The sequence below is a fragment of the Paraburkholderia terricola genome (assembly GCF_900142195.1).
GTDB classification, from domain to species: Bacteria; Pseudomonadota; Gammaproteobacteria; order Burkholderiales; family Burkholderiaceae; genus Paraburkholderia; species Paraburkholderia terricola.
Map to the genome: position 1 here is coordinate 1 of NZ_FRAB01000022.1, position 22,254 is coordinate 22,254.

Genomic DNA, 22,254 nt, shown 5'->3' on the forward strand with positions numbered 1-22,254 from the left:
GGGGCTTAAGTTGAGAGCATTGCTGTGCGGGGCGGCACCTACTTTCTTTGCCGGCCGCAAAGAAAGTAGGCAAAGAAAGCGGCTCACACCGCCAGTTCTGAAGCGGGTCCGCTGGCTTGGAGGGCGTAGTGGTGCGATAAACGGATGATCCCTCGCGCAGCTAGCGTCAGTGACCAGGCCGTCATCCGCTCCCACTCCGCACTGCGTGCGTCGCGGAGGGGTCTGCCAGGGAAACCATGGGCTTCGTTTGCGCACGTGGGAGCCATCGGCTTCGCCTCGGCGAGGTGCTGAAATCGCGCGGTTGTTTTGGAGATGCCGCTGGTCGCAGCGCGCTGGAGGCAACGCCATAAATACAACGCCCTAAGTGCCGATCTCGGTGCCGGTTGCGGGGCGCCGGTCGCGGCGCGGCGCTAATAGTCTGACGGCGCATCGACGCGCGGGAAGTCGCCAGCGGTTGGTGAAGCGGCGCTTGGCGCGTGCAGCACTAAAGGTGTGGAGATGTACTGCTGACCGCCGAAGCAGCCTGCGGTTTGACGAAGCGCAGCCGGAGGAATGACTGCCTTGTCACGAGCGCGTCTGGTTTCGCGCATCGCCGAGGCGAAGCCGATGGCTCCCACCACGCACAAATGAACCGCCGGTTTCCGCGCGTGCCCCTTCCGGCGAGCGCGCAGCGCGAGGCGGGAAGTATGACTGCTGTGTCACGAGCGTCGAATGCGCGAGGGCACCGATTCCAGATGCACCACTGCCCCCTCCAAGCCAGGAGACCCACTTGAAAGCTGGCGGTGTGAGCCGCTTTCTTTGCCTACTTTCTTTGCGGCCGGCAAAGAAAGTAGGTGCCGCCCCGCACAGGGGCAACACTAATAGACCACTAACAACACAAGGAAAGGCCAACGCCCATAACAGCACAACCACCGCCGCCCAGGCAAAAAAACCACTACATCAACCCACAAACCACAGCAGCAACAACCGACCCACCCACCAACACCACCCCCACCAACCGACGCTTATTCAGCTCAGTCCACAGCAACACACCAGTCAACGAAAGCAGAATCATCCCGCCAGCGATCGTATCGATCAACAACACCCACCCGACGCTCAATCCCACGCCCCGGTGCAGATTATTCATCGTGGTAAGAAACGAGTTGTGCGTGCGCTTCACCGCGACAAAGCCATTGCCCACCCAGTACTCAGCCTGCACATTCTGCGTCGGCCCAAAAATGCCGACCTGCCAGAATTCCGGCTGCATCGTGCTGCGATCGCCCCAGGCCACCGGATGCGCCGGCTCGCGTTTCGCCTTGCCCGGCTTGCCGTCGATCTTCAGTTCGCTCTTGAGCCACTTCGCCATGTCCATCGGCGAGTGCAGTTGCTTCTGCGGCACGGAAATCTGCATCTCCTCGACCTGCGGCTCACCCGACGACACCTTCAGCGGCCCGGCCCGATGATTCAACAGGAAACCCGTCGCGCCGAACATTAGCCCGAGCACCGCGCCCCACAAGCCGACCCAGCCATGCACCTTGCGCAGCCACTTGATGAAATTCGCGCGCCGCGAACGGTGGCGCCGCGCCGCCTGCTCGGCGTCGTCCATCAGATGACGACCGCGCTCTGGAGCGTGAGCGCTGTATTGCGTGCCACCCGCGGCAGGTTTCAGGTCGATCGATTCAGGCGCGTTCACATCCAGGCTCCAGGCGCAGCAGGTTAATCATCGCCGGCGCGCGGCGACAACGCGCACGCTCACAGCAGCAGTGAATGAGGTATCGAAAGGAGGGGCCGGACGACCCGGCTTGCGGTCCGGGCCGTCCGGTTGAGAGGCTGGCTGGCCGTCACAGAGGAGGAGAAATGTGACGAACGCTGGCGATGCCTTTCAATTGAGAATCGCTATCATTACACGATAATGGTATTTGCTCAATCGCAGCGCGCGACATCCGCTTGACATCCAGACGGCGCAAACGGACTCTAGCGGGCGACCCCGTCAATGTTGCGGTTCTGGATACCTGCCTGCCATGCGTCTTTTCTCTTGCGTCTGTCTTGCCTCGTTGGGCTGGCTTGCCGGCGTCCACGCCGCGAACGCGAACAGCGCGGCGAAACTGGACGATCCCTATACGAACGAAGGCGAAACCCAGACCTTCACCGTCAACGCCGACGGCTCCTACGCGAAGCTCGATTCAATGACGCTGCGCGTCAACAACGAAGCAGGCGTCGCGCGGGCGGCGCAGCAATACGTCTGGTTCAACCGCAACATGGCGGACGTGCAGATCCTCGAGGCCTACACGACCACCGCGGACGGCGTACGCCATGACGTGCAGCCCGAGCAGATCCGCGACGTGCAGGAAGCGCGCTCGTTCGACGCACCGATGTTCCAGGACATCCAGGAAAAGGTGATCGTGTTCCCTGCCGTCGAACCCGGCGCGCGCGTGCATCTCACCTACCGCAAAACGCAAAAGCAGCCGATCGTGCCGGGAGAATTCAGCGACTTCACGGCGCCCGAACTCGCGCCGACGCGCAACTTCCGTCTGATCTACGATCTGCCCGCCAACAAGCCGCTCTATGCGGACGCGCGCGGCTTCACGGCGCTCGAACCGGTGACGCGCGAGGGCCGCACGCGCTACGAATACCGCTATGACAAGGCGCATTTCAGCCGCCTCGAACGCGGCTCGATTGCATACGTGTCATACGGCGACCGGCTGATGGTGTCCACCTTCCCCGACTACGCCACGTTCGCCGCAAGCTATCGGGCGTCCGCCGCGGATCCGGGCGCGCGCGACGCCGCCGTCACGCTGCTCGCGCGGAACCTCACCGCGCATGACCGCACGCCGCGCGACAAGGCCAAGACGCTGTACGACTGGGTGCGCCGCAGTATCCGCTACGTGGCGATCAACGTCGGACGCGGCGCCGTGGTGCCGCACAGCGCGAGCGCGGTCCTCGTCAACCGCTATGGCGACTGCAAGGATCACGTAGCGCTCTACGGCGCGCTGCTCGACGCGGTCGGCATCCGTAACGAGCCGGCCTTGATCAGCAGCGGCACGATCTACACGCTGCCGAGCGTGCCGGGCTATGGCGTCACCAATCACGTCATCACATGGCTGCCGGACTTGCAGCTCTACGCCGACTCCACGGCGTCGAATGTGGAATTCGGCTTTCTGCCCTCGTCCGATATGAACCGGCCGACCGTGCTCGTCGGCCAGGGCGTGCTCGCGCGAACACCCGCCACCGCGCTCGTGACGCGCAGCACGGACCTGTCGATCAAGGTCCAGCCGGATGGCTCCGCGAGCTTCACGTATCGGCTGGAAGCGTCCGGCGCCTCCGTTGAGCAGACGCGCGCCCTGCTACGCCGGCAGACTCACGCGCAACGCGAGGAGTCGATCCAGTCCGAGTTGCGCAGCGCCAATCTGCGCGGCACCGCGACGCTCGCCACCAGCGACCTCACGGTCGCCGACGGCCCGCTGACCATCACGATGAAGGGCACGCTGGAAAATCTCGTGGTGCCGGGCGCGGCAGCGGCCATTCCGGCGCTGACGAGCCTCGCCGGCGGCTTCGCGGCGGACGCGCGTTACTGGCTCGGCGAACGCGAGCGCACGCAGCCGTTCGTCTGCCACAACCTCGTGTTGCATGAACGGGCGCGCGTCGAATTGCCGGCCAATTTTCGCGTGCTCGACATGCCGGAGGCGCAGCGAACGCGAAACCGCTTCGTCGATTTCGAGTCGCAGTACACGTTCGATCCGCACGGCAACGCGGTGACGATGACGCGCGAGGGCGCCACCCATTTCGACAGCGACGTCTGCACGCCCGACGACTTCGCGCAGATGCGCCCCGCGATCGAAGCGATCGGGCGCGACGTGCGCGCCGAAGTGATCGTCAAGTCGACGCTGGTGGAATCGTCGAATGTGGCATCGCAGGCGCCTTGAAGCGCTGAACACATTGAGCCGCGCGGGCGCGCGAACACCGACCGCTCAAACCGGCCACAACGGGCCTTCCTGCATCGCGCCGAGCTGCTCGCGCAGTTCGAGGATGCGCTCTTCCCAATAGCGCTGCGTGTTGAACCACGGGAACGCGGCGGGAAACGCCGGGTCGTCCCAGCGACGCGCGAGCCACGCCTGGTAGTGAATCAAACGCAGCGTGCGCAACGCTTCGACGAGATGAAGTTCGCGCGGCTCGAAATCGCAGAAGTCTTCGTAACCGGCAAGCAGATCCGTCAATGCACGCGACGCCTCGGCGCGCTCACCCGGCAGCAGCAGCCACAAATCCTGCACGGCCGGACCCATGCGGCTGTCGTCGAAGTCGACGAAATGCGGACCCGCGTCGGTCCACAACACATTGCTCGGATGGCAATCGCCGTGCATGCGGATCATGCGAATCTCGCCCGCGCGCTCGAACGCTCGCTCGACGCCTTCGAGCGCGAGGTTCACCACGGTTTCCCATGCCGTGCGCACATCGTCGGGCACGAAGCGCTGCGACAGCAGGAAGTCGCGCGGCTCATAGCCGAAGGTGTGGATGTCGAGCGTGGGACGCTCGATGTAGTTCCGCGTCTGCCCAACGGCATGAATGCGGCCGATGAAACGCCCCAGCCATTCGAGCGTGTCACGCCGGTCCAGATCGGGCGCGCGGCCGCCGCGCCGCTCGAAGATCGAGAAGCGAAAACCGTCGAAATCATGCAGGGTACGGCCTTCGAAAACACGCGCGGGCACCGCCGGAATTTCGCGCGCGGCGAGATCGGCGACGAACGCGTGTTCTTCGAGAATGGCGGCGTCGCTCCAACGCTCCGGCCGATAGAACTTCGCGACCACGGGCGGACCGTCTTCGACGCCGACCTGGTAGACGCGGTTCTCGTAGCTGTTGAGCGGGAGCATGCGGCCATCGGTACGCACACCGACGCTGGCGAGCACGCTGTCGAGCGCGTCGAGCACGATTTCCGGCCTGAGCCGGGCGAAAGGGACGGCGCTATCGGCGTCGTCCCGCGAATCGGGAGTGTCGTTGTTCATGGGCGCATTGTGCGCCGTGCCGCTGTCAAAGACGAGGGTCACGGCTCACCACGCCGCTCGTCGCGCGTCTTACAACTGACAGACAAGTCGAACGCAAACTGCTTTCAATGCATCTGCGCGCTCGACGGACGCACGAGTTCGCCGGTATCGATCAGGTCTTCGAGGAAAAAGGGTTCAGTGTTCAGTTGCGGCGAAGCGCCGGGCTCGCCGGCATACCACGCCACCATGGCCATGTCGCCGAGAATGCGCATGACGATCCCGCGCGCGCCTTGCGGCACGGCGATATGCACCGATCGGACAATGGAACCGATTTGCATGATGTTTCCCCGTTCTCCCATAGCCGGCTTTATGGTTTCCTCGCCGGTCAAGGTGATGATAAAAGCGCCGCTTCGCCGATGACGTTGCGAACGCCCCCAATCTGCTGCGCGTCAACCGCGTGAGAATTTCGAATCATTGTTCCCGTTTTGCGGGGCCGTGGATAGCGCGAACAAAAGGGACTTCACCCGTCGTTTCGCGTCATCCCCATCACGGTGCGCCGAGCCGATGATGCCGAGCGCGCCGTAACGAGACCATCATAAACCCTGCGAGGGCGAGATATCAAAACCAGGCAGCGGTCCGACAGTCCGCCCATCATGGCCGGCGCGCCACCTCAGCGCTTTTTTCAGCGTATCGTTAACGCCTTTCAATGCGTTGCACCCGCCAACGGAGATTCCTTGGTCGCGCCGCCGGAGTGTCATCGGCCTATCGCTTCGGCTCTTTCTTTTTCCGCCTCTTTCATGTTCCCCGCCGTGCCCGACGCCCACCCCATTCCCTATCTCGAACGCGGCACGCGTGCCTATTGGCGTGCCAGCATCGCCCTGCTGTTTGCGGGCTATGCCACGTTCTCGCTGTTGTACTGCGTGCAGCCGTTGCTGCCGTCGTTTTCAGCGGCGTTCAATGTGACGCCGGCCGAAAGCAGTTTGTCGCTGTCGCTGACCACGGCGGCGCTCGCGCTTGCCGTGTTCATCGCCGGTTTCGTTTCGGAAGGCTGGAGCCGCCACCATCTGATGACGCTATCGCTGATGGCGTCCGCGCTGCTGACGATCGGCGTCTCGATCGCGCCGCAGTGGCATCAACTGCTCGTGTTGCGCACGCTCGAAGGACTCGCGCTCGGCGGCGTGCCCGCCGTCGCGATGGCGTATCTCGCCGAAGAAGTACACCCCGAAGGGCTCGGCCTGGCGATGGGCCTCTATGTCGGCGGCACCGCGATCGGCGGCATGGCCGGGCGTGTGATTACGGGCGTCGTCGCGGATCTGTTTTCGTGGCGGGTCGCGATCGGCACGATCGGCGTGCTCGGCATTCTGTCGACGCTCGCGTTTCGCGCGCTGCTGCCGCCGTCGCATCATTTCGTGCCGCGGCGCGGGCTGGGTTTCAACCATCACCGCACCGCGCTGCTCAAACAGTTCACGCGACCCGGCCTGCCCTTGCTGTTTCTGCTCGGCTTCGTGCTGATGGGCAGTTTCGTCACGCTGTACAACTACATCGGCTACCGGCTGCTGGCGCCGCCTTATCGATTGAGTCAAGCGGAGATCGGCGCGATCTTCATCGTGTATCTGGCGGGCGTGATCGCCTCGCCGTTGTCGGGGCGCATGGCCGATACCTTCGGCCGCGCTCGCGTGCTGATCGGCAGCCTGGCGCTGATGGCGCTCGGTCTCGCGCTCACGCTGCTGCATCCGCTGACGGCGATCGCGCTCGGCATCGCGTGTGTGACCTTTGGCTTTTTCGCGGGACATTCGGTGGCAAGCGGGTGGGTCGGCCGGCTCGCGAGAGAAGCCAAGGGCCAGGCCGCCGCGCTGTATCTGCTCGCGTATTACCTCGGTTCGAGCCTCGTTGGTTCGTATGGCGGTCACGTATGGGCCGGTTACGGATGGAACGGCGTCGCGGGACTAGTGGGCGTGCTGCTCGTCATCGGCCTCGCGGCGGCCTTGAGGTTGCGCGGGTTGCGTGGGTTGCGCGCACGCGAACGCACAGCCGCTTGATCGAGTCGATTCGCCGCGCATCGGATCGCTATAGAAAGTAAGGCCCGCGTAAGCATGCGCTTCGCCGTTTTGGCGCTGTTTGTTGCGGCGCGCCAATTGCGGCGCGCCTTGGCAGCGCGGGCTCAGCGGCTTGCGAATAAGCAAGGCCGCAGCTCGATGCGTCGTTACGTTGGCTGGAGCGTCACCTATACTCGTATCGGACGTTGGCAGCGCACGACTCCACAAAACAGAGCCGCTGCTTGCGCCGGTAATACATAAGGAGACGACTATGACGACCTACTTCACGATCGGCGATTTCATCCTGGTGATTCCGATGGCGTTGGCCGGGGCGCTGTTTGTCGGCGCGCTTCCGTGCAAGACGGAATTCCGGCACAACGTGCTGCGGGTACTAGGGGCGCTCCTCGGCGTGGTGTTCGCGGTCGTGCTGGTCGAAGGCTTACCCGCGCTGGTATAGCGAAAAAAAGCCGCCTCCCGGGCGGCTTTCTCTATCTCCACGGCATATCCGCGGCGTGAAACTCGCGCGGATCAGATCGCCTGATCCGTCGACGGTTTTTCCCACAGGTTGATGCCGCCTTCGGTCGCGTAGCGATCGATCTCCGCCAGTTCTTCCTTCGAGAACGCGAGGTTCTTCAACGCGCCGACGTTCTCGCGCACCTGCTCCGCACGGCTCGCGCCGATCAGCACCGAGGTGACGCGCGAATCGCGCAGCGCCCAGGCGAGCGCCATCTGCGCAAGACTTTGCCCGCGGCGCGCGGCGATGTCATTGAGCTTGCGCACGTGCTCGATGTTTTGCGCGCTCAAATGCTCCTGCTTCAACGAACCGCCGCCCGGCTTGTTCACGCGCGCGTCTTCCGGCACGCCGTTCAGGTACTTGCCGGTCAGCAGGCCCTGAGCGAGCGGTGTGAAGGCGATGGCGCCCGCGCCGACCTTCTCCAGCGTATCGAGCAGTTCATGTTCGATCCAGCGATTGAGCATGTTGTACGCGGGCTGATGAATCAGCAGCGGCACCTTGTATTCGGCGAGCAGCTTCGTCATTTCGAGCGTCTTGGTCGCCGAGTACGACGAGATGCCGATGTACAGCGCCTTGCCCTGCTGCACCGCGCTCGCCAGCGCACCGGCGGTTTCCTCGAGCGGCGTGTCGGCGTCGAAACGATGCGAATAGAAAATGTCGACGTAATCGAGGCCCATGCGTTGCAAGCTCTGATCGAGGCTCGCGAGCACATACTTGCGCGAGCCGCCGCCCTGGCCGTATGGGCCCGGCCACATATCCCAACCCGCCTTCGACGAAATCAGCAGTTCGTCGCGATACGGTTTGAAATCGTCCTTGAAGAGCCGGCCGAAATTGGTTTCCGCGCTGCCGTACGGCGGGCCGTAGTTGTTGGCGAGATCGAAGTGAGTGATGCCCAGATCGAAGGCCGTGCGCAGAATGTCGCGCTGCGTGGAGATCGGCGTGGTATCGCCGAAGTTGTGCCACAAGCCGAGCGACAGCGCCGGCAGTTTGAGACCCGACTTGCCGCAGACGCGGTACTGCATGTCCGAATAGCGTTCTGAAGCTGCTTCGTAAGCCATTGCTAGAGTCCTTGATGTTGAGGCCGCCCGATTATGTCGGGCGTGGGGAATCGCATGGTGCGGGAGGCGTGCTGTCTTTATGTTTATGTAATGTTCGTGCGACTGCGTGCGGCAAGATCGTCATGGTAGCCAATCGACGCAATGCGTGCAGACGCCCAGCATGCGGGATGGACGATTGCTGGCGGGTCCCCTACACTTTCGCCGATCAAGGCTGATGGGAGAAGTGCATGGCGAAGGCGATTTCAATCGCGCTGATTGTCGGCGGTATCGTGCTGCTGTATTTCGGCGGGCAGGCGTTCAATTCGGTTAGCAGCGACGTGTCGCGCGTGTTCACCGGCTCGCCGACCAACAAGGCGATCATGCTGATCGTGGGCGGTGTCATCGCCACTATCGCGGGACTGACCGGAATGGCGTTGTCCGGACGCAAGCGGTAAGCGTAAGCAATAAGGCGAAAGCGGTAAGCGGCTTGCCGCGCGGGCGGCGCGTTGCATCCCGCGCGCTTTGGACGCACGCGAACGAGCGCCGCCGCTTCGGTCAGAAACTTAAAAAGCGATCTCGGGCTTCGCGGCCGAGCGCGTACCGGGCAACGGCACGTTGCTCGCGCCGTGATAGGTGTACACGAGAGAAAACTTCACCTGATCGCTGAGGTTCTTACCGGCCGAATGCAGTGTGTTGCAATGAAAGAACACCACGTCCCCGGCCTTGAGTTCAGGCGAGACCGCGTTGCGAATCCATGCCTGATTCTCTTCCAGATCGGAACGGAAAAACTTGGCTTCGTCGAACCGGTCGGACGTGAACGCCGCACTGTGCGACTTCGGCACCAGCCACAGTGCGCCGTTGTCCACCGTCTCCGAACCGATGGCGAGCCACACCGACACCAGGTCGTCCCGTTCGAACGACCAGTAACGCACGTCGCGATGCCAGCCGGTCAAACTGCCGTACTCGGGATGCTTGGTCATCATGCAGTTGTGATGCGCCCGCGACAGGCGGGGTTCCTCGCCGAAATACAGCTCCATCCAGCCGCGAATTTCCGGCGCGGTGGCCCATTGCGCGAAGCTCGGATGACGCCCATACGCATCCAGCAGCCGCCGGACCGTATGACCGCCTGCCGCATGCCTCGACGTCGGCGCGCCCGGGTACTGCAGATCCGCCTCGAACTCGATCGGCGCCGCGGCTTCCTCTAACTGCCGCTGGGCAATCTGCCTGAGTTCATTGCAACGCTCCGGCGACACCAGTCCGGGCACGACGACAAAGCCCTGCTCCCGCAACGTGTGAATCTGCTCTTTCTTCGAGTGAAGTGACATGGTGCTCCGCGACTGTCGACTAGCTGATGCTCGATTGTAAAACGGGCGCGATCAGGCTGCGTGCTGTTCGCCTTGCGAAAAGTCATGAGATGCGCATTACCCCGGTTCCCAACGACGAACCGTCTAGCACGCTCGATGGGCAAACACGCACGATCGTCGATCATGGAGGGCACGGCCGAGGGGCGCGCGCGGCAATCGGGCGCCCCGTGAAAACCCTGGCTCGCAGGGTAAAAACGGACTTTCTGACGTCACGAATCGCGTGTAGCCTGCACGCATGTTGATCGCCATTCCCACACTTTCACGGCGCGCACAGGCCGTCCACGCCGATTCCGCCGTCCCTCGTGCGCTTTCAAATCGAATTCCGGGCTTTCACGCCGTCCCTCGCGACCACGCCATTGGCACATTTGGTGCTGCGGTTGGCACACATTCCGTCGCGCGACACGTTGCCCACTTCTGAAGCCATGCATACTCTTCTGAGCACCCGTCTTACTCGCGCCGCGTTGAAAGCGGCGCGTCCGGCGCGCCGCCACGTCGTGCGTGCGCTGCGTCACCACGCCACGCGCACTCGCGCATTGGGCGAACAATGGCGCGAGGCCAAAGCGGTCGACGGCATTCGCACCTGGTTCCATACCTTCTTTTCGGCACTGCGTCTGCAAGGCGGTTCGCGCCGTTTTTCGCTGCGCACGCTGCTGCGCAAACCGACGCCGCTGCGCCTCGCCGCTACGCGCCGTGCGGCGCCGGTCGCCGTGCCGCAGAGCACGAGCCGCCGGCCGCGCCGCATGTCGACGAGCGGCAGCACCGGCTGGTTTGCGTTTGCATTCGCGAGCCGTTGAGTTTGGTGCGCTGGGTTTGGTGCGCTGGGTTTGGTGCGCTGAGTTCGGCGCGTTGAGTTCGGCGCGTTGAGTTCGGCGCGTTGAGTTCGGCGCGTTGAGTTCGGCGCGTTGAGCTTGGCGCGTTGAGTTCGGCGCGTTGAGCTTGGCGCGTCGGGTTCGGCGCGTTGAGTTCGGCGCGCTGGAGCCCGCCGCTGTAGGCCGGCGCCTCGCGGATCATTGAGCGCGCCGAACGTCGCAATCCTTGGCCTCGCGTGACGCCGTGCGCGTCCATTTGCGACAGCGCGTGCCCGCCGCCGCTGTGGCGTCGACCGTAGGCGCGCCGCGTCCGTGCGGATCGCACAGATAGAAAAAACCCCGTCGGCTCACGCCGACGGGGTTTTTTACAAAAGCAAACGGCGAACGACTTGCCGGCTTATTCCGCCAACGCCACAACCGGTTCCGTGCCGGCCGCTTCGGCGAGCGCCAGCGCCTTGTCCGTGGCTTCCCATGTGAATTCCGGCTCTTCGCGGCCGAAGTGGCCGTAGGCCGCGCTCTTCTCGTAGATCGGGCGCAGCAGATCCAGCATCTGGATGATGCCCTTCGGGCGCAGATCGAAATGCTCCTGCACGAGCTTCGTGATCGTGGAATCCGACACGCGGCCCGTGCCGAAGGTATTCACCATCACCGAAGTCGGCTGGGCAACGCCGATCGCGTACGACACCTGGATGAGGCAGCGCGAAGCGAGGCCGGCGGCCACGATGTTCTTCGCGACATAACGGCCGGCGTAAGCAGCCGAACGGTCGACCTTGGACGGATCCTTGCCCGAGAACGCGCCGCCGCCATGCGGCGCCGCGCCGCCATAGGTATCGACGATGATCTTGCGGCCCGTCAAACCGCAATCGCCCTGCGGACCGCCGATCACGAACCGGCCGGTCGGGTTCACCAGGAACTTGATGTCGCCCTTGATGAGATCGGCCGGCAACGTGGGCTTGATGACTTCCTCGATCACCGCTTCGCGCAGCACGGCCAGATCGATGTCCGGCGAATGCTGCGTGGACAGCACGACGGTGTCGATCGAATGCGGCTTGCCGTCGACATAACGCACGGTGACTTGCGACTTCGCGTCCGGACGCAGCCAGGGCAGGCGGCCGTCGCGACGCAGATTCGCCTGGCGCTCCACCAGACGATGCGACAGGTGAATCGGCAACGGCATCAGTTCGGGCGTTTCCTCGCAGGCGTAACCGAACATCAGGCCCTGGTCGCCGGCGCCTTGATCGAGGTTGTTGTCGTGCGCGCGGTCCACGCCCTGGGCGATGTCCGGCGACTGCTTGTCGTACGCGACGAGCACCGCGCAGCCGCGATAGTCGATGCCATAGTCGGTGTTGTCGTAGCCGATGCGCTTGATCGTGTTGCGCGCGACCTGGATGTAATCGACGTTCGCGGTGGTGGTGATTTCACCGGCCAGCACGACGAGACCCGTGTTGCACAGCGTTTCCGCTGCAACACGCGAGTATTTGTCCTGCGTCAGGATGGCGTCGAGAATGGCGTCCGAAATCTGGTCCGCGACTTTGTCGGGATGGCCCTCGGAGACCGATTCGGAGGTGAAGAGATAGTCGTTTGCCACGTTGCAGACTCCTGTTGTGTGGTTACGGTTGAGTTTCACGTAGCCAGCTTCGGGAGCCTTGAAGCGGCGACGCTTTAGCGGATTACCTTACCAATGGGCGCATATCACGTCATTTCACGTGGATCGCACCCGCCGGCTTCGCCCCGCAAGTTGTCTATTAACTCGGCGAAGCCCTTATTATAGCGACTTCCCTTGATTGTCACAGAGTGTCCACGAGTGCGGTATTACGTCAATTCTTCCGCTTTCCTTGAACCCGTCACGCAGAACGCCTCATCCAAGTCTTCCCTGGAGGTCGCATGCTGAGCCGCTATGGCGCGAGGCTCGCGATCGGGTTGTTGAAACTGTTCGCGCTGCTGCCCTATGGTTTCATCGCCCGCCTGGGCGACGGGCTCGGCTGGCTGCTCTACCAGGTTCCGAGCAACCGCAAGCGCATCGTCCATATCAATCTGAAGCTGTGCTTCCCCGAATGGAGCGACGCGCGCCGTGAAGAGATCGCGCAACAGCATTTCCGCCATGCGATCCGCAGCTATGTCGAGCGCAGCGTGCAGTGGTTCGGCTCGGCGAAAAAGCTCGAAAAGCTGATCGAACTCGACAGCGCAATCGATCTCACCGACCCGAACCTGCCACCCACGCTGTTTCTCGGCTTTCACTTCGTCGGTATCGAGGCGGGCTCGATCTTCCTCAACTACTCGCTCAAGCGCCACTGCGGCTCGCTGTATCAGCCGATGTCGAACCCCGAACTGGAGCAAGTCGCCAAGGCGGCGCGCGCGCGCTTCGGCGCGGATATGGCGAGCCGCGCCGACAGCGCGCGCGTCGTGTTGCGCTGGCTGCGCGAACGCAAGCCGGTCATGCTCGGCGCGGACATGGACTACGGCGCGCGCAATTCCACCTTCGTGCCGTTCTTCGGCGTGCCGACCTGCACGCTGACCGCAGTGGGCCGTCTCGCGAAGGTCGGGCATGCGCAAGTGGTGCCGTTCATCGGCGAGGTGCTGCCGAACTACAAGGGTTACCGGCTGCGGGTGTTCGAGCCATGGGAACACTACCCGAGCGGCGACGACGACGCGGATGCGCGACGCATGAACGCCTTCCTGGAAACGCAGATTCCGCTGATTCCCGAGCAGTATTACTGGGTGCACAAGCGCTTCAAGACGCGCCCGCCGGGCCAGCCGAGCGTGTATTGAGCGGTTTTCGACGCGGCTTGCGCCAAGGTTTTCAAAGCGGTCTTCGAAAAACGTGCCCGAGCGCACAGACAACCGCCGCGGGGGAGCCGGTGGAAAAAATGCGGCGTTCGGCTCAGCCGCGGGCGCGTCACTTACAATAGCGAGATGAAACTGAAATTCACCAAAATGCACGGCGCGGGCAACGACTTCGTCGTGCTCGACGGCTACCGCCAACCGGTCAACCTCACGCCGGCGCAGGTGCGCGCGCTCGCGGACCGGCATTTCGGCGTCGGCGCCGATCAGTTGCTGCTGGTCGAAAAGCCCACCGTGGACGGTGTCGATTTCAGATATCGCATCTTCAATTGCGACGGCGGCGAGGTCGAGCATTGCGGCAACGGCGCGCGCTGCTTCGTCAAGTTCGTTCGCGACAGCGGCCTGACCGATCAGCGCAGCGTGCGCGTGCAAGTGCAGAACGGCATCATCACGCTGACCATGCAGGAAAACGGCGAAGTGCTGGTCGACATGGGCACGCCGGTGTTCGACCCCGAGCGCGTGCCGTTCGCGACCAAGGGTCTCGAAGGCCGCCGTGAAGGCGCCGATACGCTCTGGCCGCTCGACGTGAACGGCGAGACCCGCTGGATCTCCGTGGTGTCGATGGGCAATCCGCACGCCGTGCAAGTAGTGGACGACGTCGAGGAATTCCCGGTGCTGGTCGAAGGCCCGGTGATCGAGCGGCATGCCCGCTTCCCGCAGCGGGTGAACGCGGGCTTCATGCAGATCGTCGGCCGCGGCGAAATCAGGCTGCGTGTTTACGAACGCGGCGCCGGTGAAACGCTGGCGTGCGGCACGGGCGCGTGCGCGGCGGTCGCCGCGGGCATCCGCCGCGGACTGCTGGACGCGCCGGTGCTCGTGCACACGCACGGCGGCAAGTTGACGATCTCGTGGGACGGTACGCAGGACGGCCAGCCGCTCCTGATGGCCGGCCCGGCGGTGACCGTCTTCGAAGGCGAGATCGAGTTGGCCGATTGAGCTGCGACTGAATTGCCCGACCGGGTTCTCCGATGAACCTGCCGGTCGAGCGGCCGATTAAACCCATTGACCGATGCGCCCCTCACCGCGTCGGCCCGTAGTCCTCTAGCTGAAACCATGAACGATCGCGAAGTCGCCGAATACCTGCTCGCCAACCCCGAATTCTTCGCCGAACACGCGGAGATGCTCGCGACGATCCGGCTTGCGAACCCGCACGGCAAAGCCGCGGTGTCGCTGCAGGAGCGGCAGATGGAAATGCTGCGCGACAAGAACAAGCATCTGGAACGGCGCCTCGCCGAACTGCTGCGTTACGGTCACGAGAACGACAGCATCGCGTCGAAATTCAATCGCTGGACCATCCGCGTAATCTCCGAGCGCGATCCGTATGCGCTGCCGCGCACGATCGCCACCGGCTTGCGCGATATTTTCGACGTGCCGCAAGCCGCGCTGCGCGTGTGGGACGTGGCCGAGCCTTATGCGCAAGCCGACTTCGCGCGCCATGTCGGCGAGGAAGTGCGGCTCTTCGCGAACAGCCTCGCCACGCCGTATTGCGGCGCGAACACCGGCTTCGAGGCGGCGCAATGGCTGTTGCCGGCGGCGGCCGTGAGCGAGGAAGCGTCGGCGGCGGGCAGCACCGCCGAATCCGCGCACGCCACCGAATCGATCGCATTGCTCGCGTTGCGCGACCCGGAAGGCAAGGAAGAAGCGCCCGCCTTCGGCCTGCTGGTGATGGGTTCGGCCGACCCGCGCAGGTTCCACGAGGGGATGGCCACCGATTTCCTCACGCAGATCGGCGCGCTGGCGAGCGCGGCGCTGAGCCGTCTGCTGCCGCGCTGAGCACATCGCGCCGCTATAAAAACATCGTGACCGAAGCCGACCCGATCGCCGCCTATCTGTCGAATCTCGAACACGAGCGCCGGCTATCGGCGCATACGCTGCGCAGCTACATCCACGAACTCGAGGAACTCCGGTTGCTGGCCAAGGGGCGGCCGCTCGCCAGCCTCACCGCCGTCGACATTCGCGGCGCCGTGTCGCGTGCGCATGCGGGCGGACTGACGGCGCGCTCGATCAGCCACCGGCTCTCGGCGTGGCGCGCGTTTTACCGCTGGTTTGCCGGCCGCGTCGATCTGCCGGCCAACCCGGTCGCTACCGTGCGCGCGCCGAAACAGCCCAAGGCGCTGCCCAAGGCGCTTTCCGTCGACGACGCCACGCGCCTGATGGAAAGCCCGCCCGCCGCGTCGCTCGAAGGTTTGCGCGATCACGCCATGCTCGAACTGTTCTACTCGTCGGGCCTGCGTCTCTCGGAACTGGTGGGACTCGACGCCCGTTTCGCCGATGCCGACGGCTACCGCTCCGCCGGCTGGCTCAAGCTGGAGTCCGCCGAAGTCGAAGTGCTCGGCAAGGGCAACCGGCGCCGCGTCGTGCCGGTCGGCAGCAAGGCGATCGAGGCCTTGAACGCGTGGCTCGCGGTGCGCGAGCAGATGATCAAGCACGATCCGCATCCGCTGTTTCTGTCGGCGCGCGGCAATCGTCTGTCGCCGAACGTGGTGCGGGACCGCGTGAAGCGCGCGGCGCTGGTCGCCGGGATTCCCGCCAACGTGCATCCGCACGTGTTGCGCCATTCGTTCGCCACGCACGTGCTGCAATCGAGCGGCGACCTGCGCGCGGTGCAGGAACTGCTCGGCCACGCCAGCATCACCGCCACCCAGGTCTACACCGCGCTCGATTTCCAGCATCTCGCGCAGGTCTACGATCAGGCGCACCCGCGCGCCAAAAAACGCGACTGACTCCGCCTTCTTTTTGCGGTTTGCAGTTTCCGCCTTGCTTCACCGGCCGCATGCTTCTACCCTGCGGCCCATTGCCCTGCTGACACCCTGATGAATACCGTTACGCTCAAACCGTCGAAAGAAAAATCGCTGCTGCGCCGCCATCCGTGGGTCTACGCCAATGCGATCGACCGGGTCGACGGCAATCCCGCTCCCGGCGCCACCGTGCTGGTGCGCGCGCACGACGGCCGCTTTCTCGCGCGCGCCGCGTACAGCCCGCATTCGCAAATCCGCGCTCGCGCGTGGAGCTTCGACGAAACCGAGCCGATCGATCACGCGTTCTTCAAGCGCCGCGTGCAGCGCGCGCTCGCGCATCGTCAAACGATGGTGCATGACACCGGCGCCGTGAGGCTGATTTTCGGCGAGGCGGACGGACTGCCCGGCCTGATCGTCGATCACTACGTCGCCGAGGATGAAGGACAGCGCAGCCAGTTGGTCTGCCAGTTCATGGCGGCGGGCGTCGAAGCGTGGAAGGAAGCGATCGTGGCGGCGCTGGTCGAAGCGACTGGCTGCCCGAACGTGTACGAGCGCTCGGACGTGTCGATTCGCCAGAAGGAAGGACTCGAACAGATCACCGGCGTGCTCGCGGGCGAAGCGCCGTCGGAGACGTTGATCGCCAGCGAAAACGGCGTGCGTTATCACGTCGACGTGCGCAACGGCCACAAGACCGGCTTCTACGTCGATCAGCGTGACAACCGCCTGCTGGTCCAGCAACTCGCTCAGGATCGCGACGTCCTCAATTGCTTCTGTTACACGGGCGGTTTCTCGCTGGCGGCCTTGAAAGGCGGCGCCAAACGCGTGGTGTCGATCGATTCGTCGGGCGAGGCCTTGGCGCTCGCGCAGCAGAACGTGGCGGCCAACGGCTTCGATGCCGAACGCGCCGCGTGGCTCGACGCCGACGCCTTCAAGACACTGCGGCGCCTGTACGACGAGGGCGAGCGCTTCGACCTGATCGTGCTCGATCCGCCGAAATTCGCGCCGTCGCGTGAACATGTGGACCGCGCGTCGCGCGCCTACAAGGACATCAATCTGACTGGCCTGAAGCTGTTGCGCCCGGGCGGGCTGCTCTTCACCTACTCGTGCTCCGGCGCGATCGACTCCGAGTTGTTCCAGAAGATCGTCGCGAGCGCGGCGGCCGACGCGCGCGTGGATGCGCGGATTCTCAAGCGCCTCGGCGCCGGGGTGGATCATCCGCTGCTCACCGCTTTCCCGGAAGGCGAATACCTGAAAGGCCTATTGTTGCAAATCGCCTGATCGCCCATAGTTTCGGGTCTATTTGCCGCGCCATGCCTTGCACATGGGGTGCGCGCCGTGCCGGCTCGAACCCCGTCGGCCAGCGCCGGCTTGACAGATATGTTTCAATAACCGGCTAGACAGGGCCGCGCGCCGCCAGGCCGCCGCGCCCGCGATGCTTTCCATTACGGACCGTTTCACGTACATACAGGCGACCAACATGATTCCAGTCACCATCCTGACCGGCTTTCTCGGCAGCGGCAAAACCACCCTGCTCAAGCGCATCCTGAACGAAAAGCACGGCATGAAGATCGCCGTGATCGAAAACGAGTTCGGCGAAGAGAACATCGACAACGAAATCCTCGTGCAGGACACGGGCGAACAGATCATTCAGATGAGCAACGGCTGCATCTGCTGCACGATCCGCGGCGATCTTTCGCGCGTGCTCGGCGATCTGGCGGCGCAGAAACAGTCCGGCAAGCTGGACTTCGACCGCGTCGTGATCGAGACCACCGGGCTCGCCAATCCGGGCCCGGTCGCGCAGACCTTCTTCATGGACGACCAGATCGCCAACGAATTCCTGCTCGACGCGATCATCACGCTGGTCGACGCGAAGCACGCGAACCAACAACTGGACGAGCATGAAGTGGTGCAGCGCCAAGTCGGTTTCGCCGATCGCCTGTTCATCACCAAGGCCGACCTGGTCGACGAACAGCACGTGGCCGATCTGCGCCACCGCCTGCTGCACATGAACCCGAAGGCGGCGATCAAGGTCGTCAATTTCGGCGATGCCGACATCAAGGAAATCTTCGACCTGCGCGGCTTCAACCTGAATTCGAAGCTCGAGATCGATCCGGACTTCCTCGTCGAAGACGACCATGCGCACAGCCACGCTCACGCGCACGACGAGCATGGCCATACGCACGCGGACCACGATCACGAAAACTGCGATCACGATCACGACCACGGCCATTGCGATCACGAAGGCCACGCTCACACGAACCACCACCACGCGCATCACGACGACAAAATCAAGTCGTTCGTGTACCGCAACGACCGTCCGTTCGATCCGAACAAGCTCGAGGACTTCCTCGGCGGGATTCTGCAAATCTACGGCGAGCGCCTGCTGCGCTACAAGGGCGTGCTGTATATGAAGGGCGTCGACCGCAAGGTCGTGTTCCAGGGCGTGCATCAAATGATGGGCAGCGATCTGGCCGCGAAGTGGCAACCGGTCGAGAAGAAAACCAACAAGATGGTGTTCATCGGCATCGAACTGCCGCAAGACCTGATCACGGACGGGTTGGACGCTTGCCTCGCGTAAGCGCATGCCCATGCGCATGAGCGACATCGCCGCAGGCCGGCCAGCCGGCGGCGTCCGCCATGCGCGGCACTCGAATCGCACCTATGCGCAATGGGAAAATCAGGGCCAATCCTCTGCCGAATCCGGCTGAACGGCGCCGAAAGGAGGGCGAAAAGTCGTATGTATGAAAAACGCGTGAAAACCCTGCTGTATTAAACGTGCACGAGCATCGCTTTTTGGTGCTGCGCGCGTTATATTTTCGGGATATCGCGGCAGCGCAGGGGGATTTTCACCGGTTGCCGTGCCGGATTGTGGTTCAGTTACAATACGTGCCCACTGGAGAATGACAACGAATTGCCCGGTCAGCGCGTTCACCGTGCCGGGCCTGAAGCGGCGCCGGAAAACCTTATCCGGAAACGCGCCGATGATGCCGGCAGGCACAGCCTGAAAGGCGTGCTGGCGGCAAGCAATGCCTCAGGAGCATTTGAGAACCGGTTTCCAGAGGAGTTCGGCCCCGCATTGGCGTAGCGACGCCCGGTGTGTGGGCGCGGAGGCGCTTGGGCGTCACGACAGTTCAGCGTCGGTGCGAGCCCCGCGTTCAGCGTCCACAAGCGCCTTTGCGGGCAATACGAAAGTGCGGGCACTATGTAAGAGTTTTGCCTCACATTGAAGAAGTAAGCCAGATGACGACGAAACGACTCTTGACCGAAGCCGAAATCCTGAAGATGAGCGACAAGGATTACATGAACGAGGATCAGCTCGCTTTCTTCAAGAACAAGCTCGAACAGCTGCAGGCGGAAATTCTCCGCAATGCCGGCCAAACAACCGAGAACCTGCGCGAAACCGTAATCGTGCCGGACCCGGCCGACCGTGCAACGATCGAGGAAGAGCATGCGCTCGAACTGCGCACGCGCGACCGCGAGCGCAAGCTGCTGAAGAAGGTGCAGCAATCGCTCGCGCGCATCGATTCCGGCGATTACGGCTGGTGCGAGGAAACCGGTGAGCCGATCGGCATCCCGCGTCTGCTCGCCCGCCCCACGGCCACCCTGTCGCTCGAAGCGCAGGAACGCCGCGAACTGCGCCAGAAGCTGTTCGGCGACTGAACGCCTGCGGCGCGGCTTCGGCTCCGCGCCCTGTTACGCTGCTTCGTCGAGAGGCGCACGGTGGTCCGTGCGCCTTTTTTCTTTTGCGCGACACCCGTCGGTTCGCGCCGACCATCCCGCTCCACGCCTGCTGCCGGTGCTTTAGCGCCTCGCTCGCCCTGCCCGCGAAGTTTGCCTACTCCGCACGCGCACTTCCGCCGAAACACGGTTTTTTGTCTTATGCCATTTGCCGGCTCTTGATATGACCGCGTACGCCCTAAAATAAATCGAACATGCGTTGTACGAGCGCGCGCACCGGCCGGTCCGGTTTCAGCGTCGCGCGCCGTCCGCTTGCCGGATTCATGCGGTGGCTGCGCTGCCGCGTCCTACCCGTTTTGCAAAGAGGAACGCATATGGAGCAATTTCACGGCACGACGATCGTCTCCGTGCGCCGCGGCGATCAGGTCGCGCTCGGCGGCGACGGCCAGGTCACGCTGGGCAACATCGTCATGAAGGGCGGGGCGAAGAAGGTCCGGCGCATCTACAACGGCAAGGTGCTGGTCGGCTTCGCCGGCGGCACGGCCGACGCCTTCTCGCTGCTCGACCGCTTCGAAGCGAAGCTCGAAAAACACCAGGGCAATCTCACGCGCGCCGCCGTCGAACTCGCCAAGGACTGGCGTACCGACCGCATGCTGCGCCGTCTCGAAGCCATGCTGATCGCGGCGGACGCGACCACCACTCTCGTCATCACCGGTAACGGCGACGTGCTCGATCCGGAAGGCGGCATCTGCGCGATCGGTTCGGGCGGCGCCTACGCGCAGGCCGCGGCGAAAGCGCTCAGCGACAACACGGCGTTGTCGCCCCGCGAAATCGTGGAGAAGTCGCTGGAGATCGCCGGCGACATGTGCATCTACACGAACCACAACCGCGTTATCGAGACGATCGAGTAAGGACCCCACGATGAGCACCATGACCCCTGCCGAGATCGTCTCGGAACTCGACAAACACATCATCGGCCAAGGCCGCGCGAAAAAAGCGGTGGCCGTGGCGCTGCGCAACCGCTGGCGGCGTCAGCAGGTGGAAGAACCGCTGCGCCAGGAAATCACGCCGAAGAACATCCTGATGATCGGCCCGACCGGTGTCGGCAAGACCGAAATCGCGCGGCGCCTGGCGAAACTGGCCGACGCGCCGTTCATCAAGATCGAGGCCACCAAGTTCACCGAGGTTGGCTACGTGGGCCGCGACGTCGACAGCATCGTGCGCGATCTGATGGAAATTTCGGTCAAGCAAACGCGCGAAACCGAAATGCGCAAGGTGCGCACCAAGGCAGAGGATCAGGCCGAGGACCGCATCCTCGATATTCTGCTGCCGAGCGCGCGCCCGGTCGGTTTCGGCGCGAGTTCGAGCGCCGTGGACACCGCCGATGAAGGCGGCACCACGCGTCAGACATTCCGCAAGCGTCTGCGCGAAGGCCTGCTCGACGACAAGGAAATCGAACTTGACGTCGAACAGCCGCAAGTCGGCATGGACATCATGGGGCCGCCGGGCATGGAAGACATGACCGAGCAGATCCGCTCGATGTTCGCGAACATCGGCGGCGGCAAGAAAACGCGCCGCAAGTTGAAGGTGAAGGAAGCGCTCAAGGTCCTCACCGACGAAGAAGCCGGCAAGATGCTCAACGACGAGGAAGTGAAAACCCGGGCGGTGCAGAACGTCGAGCAGAACGGCATCGTGTTCCTCGACGAGATCGACAAGATCGCGTCGCGCAATGAAGCCGGCGGCGGCGAGGTGTCGCGTCAGGGCGTGCAGCGCGATCTGCTGCCGCTCGTCGAGGGCACGACGATCAACACCAAGTACGGCATGGTGAAGACCGATCACATCCTGTTCATCGCGAGCGGCGCGTTCCACCTAGCCAAGCCGAGTGATCTGATTCCCGAACTGCAGGGCCGTTTTCCGATTCGCGTCGAACTCGATTCGCTGTCGGTGAAGGATTTCGAATCGATCCTGGTGTCCACGGATGCGAGCCTCGTCAAGCAATACCAGGCGCTGCTCGCCACTGAAGACGTGCACCTCGAATTCGCCGACGACGGCATTCGCCGTCTCGCCGAAATCGCGTACTCGGTGAACGAGAAGACCGAGAACATCGGCGCGCGCCGGCTGTACACGGTGATCGAAAAGCTGCTCGAGGAAGTCTCGTTCGCGGCCGGCAATCATTCGGGCAAGACGGTGCAGATCGACGCCGCCTATGTGGATCGCGCGTTGAACGAAGTGGCCGAAGACGAAGATCTGTCGCGTTACGTGCTGTGATGCCGCTGCTGATG

The 22,254-nt window shown here is 63.5% G+C and carries 20 protein-coding genes; 14 read left to right on the forward strand and 6 right to left on the reverse strand.

Annotated features, from left to right (window positions below):
* Positions 1-934: 934 nt before the first annotated feature.
* Positions 935-1,672: a PepSY-associated TM helix domain-containing protein gene (locus tag BUE39_RS19180; protein WP_073430312.1), complete on the reverse strand. Its 738-nt coding sequence runs from the start codon at positions 1,670-1,672 to the stop codon at positions 935-937.
* A gap of 328 nt (positions 1,673-2,000) precedes the next feature.
* Between BUE39_RS19180 and BUE39_RS19185 the strand changes: the two genes are divergently transcribed.
* Complete coding sequence (locus BUE39_RS19185; protein ID WP_073430313.1) at positions 2,001-3,902, forward strand: DUF3857 domain-containing transglutaminase family protein; 1,902 nt, start codon at positions 2,001-2,003, stop codon at positions 3,900-3,902.
* Positions 3,903-3,947: 45 nt separating this feature from the next.
* On the opposite strand, the gene BUE39_RS19190 is transcribed toward BUE39_RS19185, so the two are convergent.
* Both BUE39_RS19190 and BUE39_RS19195 read right to left on the reverse strand, forming a co-directional pair.
* Entirely contained in the window at positions 3,948-4,976 is a 1,029-nt protein-coding gene (locus BUE39_RS19190) for a serine/threonine protein kinase (protein ID WP_073430387.1), read from the reverse strand.
* Positions 4,977-5,080: 104 nt separating this feature from the next.
* Positions 5,081-5,293, reverse strand: a complete 213-nt coding sequence (locus tag BUE39_RS19195) for a hypothetical protein (RefSeq protein ID WP_006050502.1) — start codon at positions 5,291-5,293, stop codon at positions 5,081-5,083.
* A gap of 396 nt (positions 5,294-5,689) precedes the next feature.
* On the opposite strand from BUE39_RS19195, the gene BUE39_RS19200 reads away from it, so the two are divergent.
* Both BUE39_RS19200 and BUE39_RS19205 read left to right on the forward strand, forming a co-directional pair.
* Positions 5,690-6,994, forward strand: a complete 1,305-nt coding sequence (locus tag BUE39_RS19200) for an MFS transporter (protein ID WP_412534865.1) — start codon at positions 5,690-5,692, stop codon at positions 6,992-6,994.
* A 268-nt stretch (positions 6,995-7,262) separates the two neighbouring features.
* On the forward strand, positions 7,263-7,448 hold the full coding sequence (locus BUE39_RS19205; protein ID WP_073430315.1) for a hypothetical protein: 186 nt from the start codon (positions 7,263-7,265) through the stop codon (positions 7,446-7,448).
* Between the two features lie 71 nt (positions 7,449-7,519).
* Here BUE39_RS19205 and mgrA read toward each other — a convergent pair whose 3' ends face one another.
* Complete coding sequence (mgrA, locus tag BUE39_RS19210) at positions 7,520-8,563, reverse strand: L-glyceraldehyde 3-phosphate reductase (protein WP_073430316.1); 1,044 nt, start codon at positions 8,561-8,563, stop codon at positions 7,520-7,522.
* Positions 8,564-8,790: 227 nt separating this feature from the next.
* On the opposite strand from mgrA, the gene BUE39_RS19215 reads away from it, so the two are divergent.
* Positions 8,791-8,997 (forward strand): DUF3185 family protein, encoded by a 207-nt coding sequence (locus BUE39_RS19215; RefSeq protein ID WP_073430317.1) that lies wholly within the window; start codon positions 8,791-8,793, stop codon positions 8,995-8,997.
* A 108-nt stretch (positions 8,998-9,105) separates the two neighbouring features.
* Here the strand turns inward: BUE39_RS19215 and BUE39_RS19220 are convergent, their stop codons facing one another.
* Positions 9,106-9,867, reverse strand: coding sequence for a phytanoyl-CoA dioxygenase family protein (locus tag BUE39_RS19220; RefSeq protein WP_073430318.1), 762 nt, complete (start codon positions 9,865-9,867; stop codon positions 9,106-9,108).
* Between the two features lie 461 nt (positions 9,868-10,328).
* Here BUE39_RS19220 and BUE39_RS19225 point away from each other — a divergent pair, with 461 nt between their 5' ends.
* Entirely contained in the window at positions 10,329-10,700 is a 372-nt protein-coding gene (locus tag BUE39_RS19225) for a hypothetical protein (protein WP_073430388.1), read from the forward strand.
* A gap of 412 nt (positions 10,701-11,112) precedes the next feature.
* Here the strand turns inward: BUE39_RS19225 and metK are convergent, their stop codons facing one another.
* Positions 11,113-12,303: a methionine adenosyltransferase gene (gene metK / locus BUE39_RS19230; RefSeq protein ID WP_073430319.1), complete on the reverse strand. Its 1,191-nt coding sequence runs from the start codon at positions 12,301-12,303 to the stop codon at positions 11,113-11,115.
* A gap of 296 nt (positions 12,304-12,599) precedes the next feature.
* Between metK and BUE39_RS19235 the strand changes: the two genes are divergently transcribed.
* The 9 genes from BUE39_RS19235 (at position 12,600) to hslU (ending at position 22,240) form a co-directional block, all read left to right on the forward strand.
* A complete protein-coding gene (locus BUE39_RS19235) occupies positions 12,600-13,484 on the forward strand; it encodes a lipid A biosynthesis lauroyl acyltransferase (protein ID WP_073430320.1) in 885 nt (294 codons plus the stop codon).
* Positions 13,485-13,628: 144 nt separating this feature from the next.
* Positions 13,629-14,492 carry a diaminopimelate epimerase gene (dapF, locus tag BUE39_RS19240; protein WP_073430321.1) on the forward strand — a complete coding sequence of 288 codons (864 nt, stop codon included), beginning with the start codon at positions 13,629-13,631 and terminating at the stop codon, positions 14,490-14,492.
* A 117-nt stretch (positions 14,493-14,609) separates the two neighbouring features.
* Positions 14,610-15,329 carry a DUF484 family protein gene (locus BUE39_RS19245; RefSeq protein WP_073430322.1) on the forward strand — a complete coding sequence of 240 codons (720 nt, stop codon included), beginning with the start codon at positions 14,610-14,612 and terminating at the stop codon, positions 15,327-15,329.
* Positions 15,330-15,355: 26 nt separating this feature from the next.
* A complete protein-coding gene (gene xerC / locus BUE39_RS19250) occupies positions 15,356-16,279 on the forward strand; it encodes a tyrosine recombinase XerC (protein ID WP_073430323.1) in 924 nt (307 codons plus the stop codon).
* Positions 16,280-16,369: 90 nt separating this feature from the next.
* Positions 16,370-17,572 (forward strand): class I SAM-dependent rRNA methyltransferase, encoded by a 1,203-nt coding sequence (locus tag BUE39_RS19255; protein WP_073430324.1) that lies wholly within the window; start codon positions 16,370-16,372, stop codon positions 17,570-17,572.
* A gap of 199 nt (positions 17,573-17,771) precedes the next feature.
* Complete coding sequence (locus tag BUE39_RS19260; protein ID WP_073430389.1) at positions 17,772-18,872, forward strand: CobW family GTP-binding protein; 1,101 nt, start codon at positions 17,772-17,774, stop codon at positions 18,870-18,872.
* Positions 18,873-19,534: 662 nt separating this feature from the next.
* Positions 19,535-19,954 carry an RNA polymerase-binding protein DksA gene (gene dksA / locus BUE39_RS19265; RefSeq protein ID WP_006050516.1) on the forward strand — a complete coding sequence of 140 codons (420 nt, stop codon included), beginning with the start codon at positions 19,535-19,537 and terminating at the stop codon, positions 19,952-19,954.
* A gap of 392 nt (positions 19,955-20,346) precedes the next feature.
* The gene (hslV, locus tag BUE39_RS19270; protein ID WP_073430325.1) at positions 20,347-20,883 is read left to right on the forward strand and encodes an ATP-dependent protease subunit HslV; all 537 of its coding nucleotides are present in this window, start codon (positions 20,347-20,349) and stop codon (positions 20,881-20,883) included.
* A 10-nt stretch (positions 20,884-20,893) separates the two neighbouring features.
* The gene (gene hslU / locus BUE39_RS19275) at positions 20,894-22,240 is read left to right on the forward strand and encodes an ATP-dependent protease ATPase subunit HslU (RefSeq protein ID WP_073430326.1); all 1,347 of its coding nucleotides are present in this window, start codon (positions 20,894-20,896) and stop codon (positions 22,238-22,240) included.
* The last annotated feature ends 14 nt before the right edge of the window (positions 22,241-22,254 follow it).

What these genes read in the sequence shown, in the direction of transcription:
- BUE39_RS19185 (WP_073430313.1), top strand. Translation starts at nt 2,001, where the DNA reads ATGCGTCTTTTCTCTTGCGTCTGTCTTGCCTCGTTGGGCTGGCTTGCC.
- BUE39_RS19190 (WP_073430387.1), bottom strand. Translation starts at nt 4,976, where the DNA reads ATGAACAACGACACTCCCGATTCGCGGGACGACGCCGATAGCGCCGTC.
- BUE39_RS19195 (WP_006050502.1), bottom strand. Translation starts at nt 5,293, where the DNA reads ATGCAAATCGGTTCCATTGTCCGATCGGTGCATATCGCCGTGCCGCAA.
- BUE39_RS19205 (WP_073430315.1), top strand. Translation starts at nt 7,263, where the DNA reads ATGACGACCTACTTCACGATCGGCGATTTCATCCTGGTGATTCCGATG.
- mgrA (WP_073430316.1), bottom strand. Translation starts at nt 8,563, where the DNA reads ATGGCTTACGAAGCAGCTTCAGAACGCTATTCGGACATGCAGTACCGC.
- BUE39_RS19215 (WP_073430317.1), top strand. Translation starts at nt 8,791, where the DNA reads ATGGCGAAGGCGATTTCAATCGCGCTGATTGTCGGCGGTATCGTGCTG.
- BUE39_RS19220 (WP_073430318.1), bottom strand. Translation starts at nt 9,867, where the DNA reads ATGTCACTTCACTCGAAGAAAGAGCAGATTCACACGTTGCGGGAGCAG.
- BUE39_RS19225 (WP_073430388.1), top strand. Translation starts at nt 10,329, where the DNA reads ATGCATACTCTTCTGAGCACCCGTCTTACTCGCGCCGCGTTGAAAGCG.
- BUE39_RS19235 (WP_073430320.1), top strand. Translation starts at nt 12,600, where the DNA reads ATGCTGAGCCGCTATGGCGCGAGGCTCGCGATCGGGTTGTTGAAACTG.
- dapF (WP_073430321.1), top strand. Translation starts at nt 13,629, where the DNA reads ATGAAACTGAAATTCACCAAAATGCACGGCGCGGGCAACGACTTCGTC.
- BUE39_RS19245 (WP_073430322.1), top strand. Translation starts at nt 14,610, where the DNA reads ATGAACGATCGCGAAGTCGCCGAATACCTGCTCGCCAACCCCGAATTC.
- BUE39_RS19255 (WP_073430324.1), top strand. Translation starts at nt 16,370, where the DNA reads ATGAATACCGTTACGCTCAAACCGTCGAAAGAAAAATCGCTGCTGCGC.
- BUE39_RS19260 (WP_073430389.1), top strand. Translation starts at nt 17,772, where the DNA reads ATGATTCCAGTCACCATCCTGACCGGCTTTCTCGGCAGCGGCAAAACC.
- dksA (WP_006050516.1), top strand. Translation starts at nt 19,535, where the DNA reads ATGACGACGAAACGACTCTTGACCGAAGCCGAAATCCTGAAGATGAGC.
- hslV (WP_073430325.1), top strand. Translation starts at nt 20,347, where the DNA reads ATGGAGCAATTTCACGGCACGACGATCGTCTCCGTGCGCCGCGGCGAT.
- hslU (WP_073430326.1), top strand. Translation starts at nt 20,894, where the DNA reads ATGAGCACCATGACCCCTGCCGAGATCGTCTCGGAACTCGACAAACAC.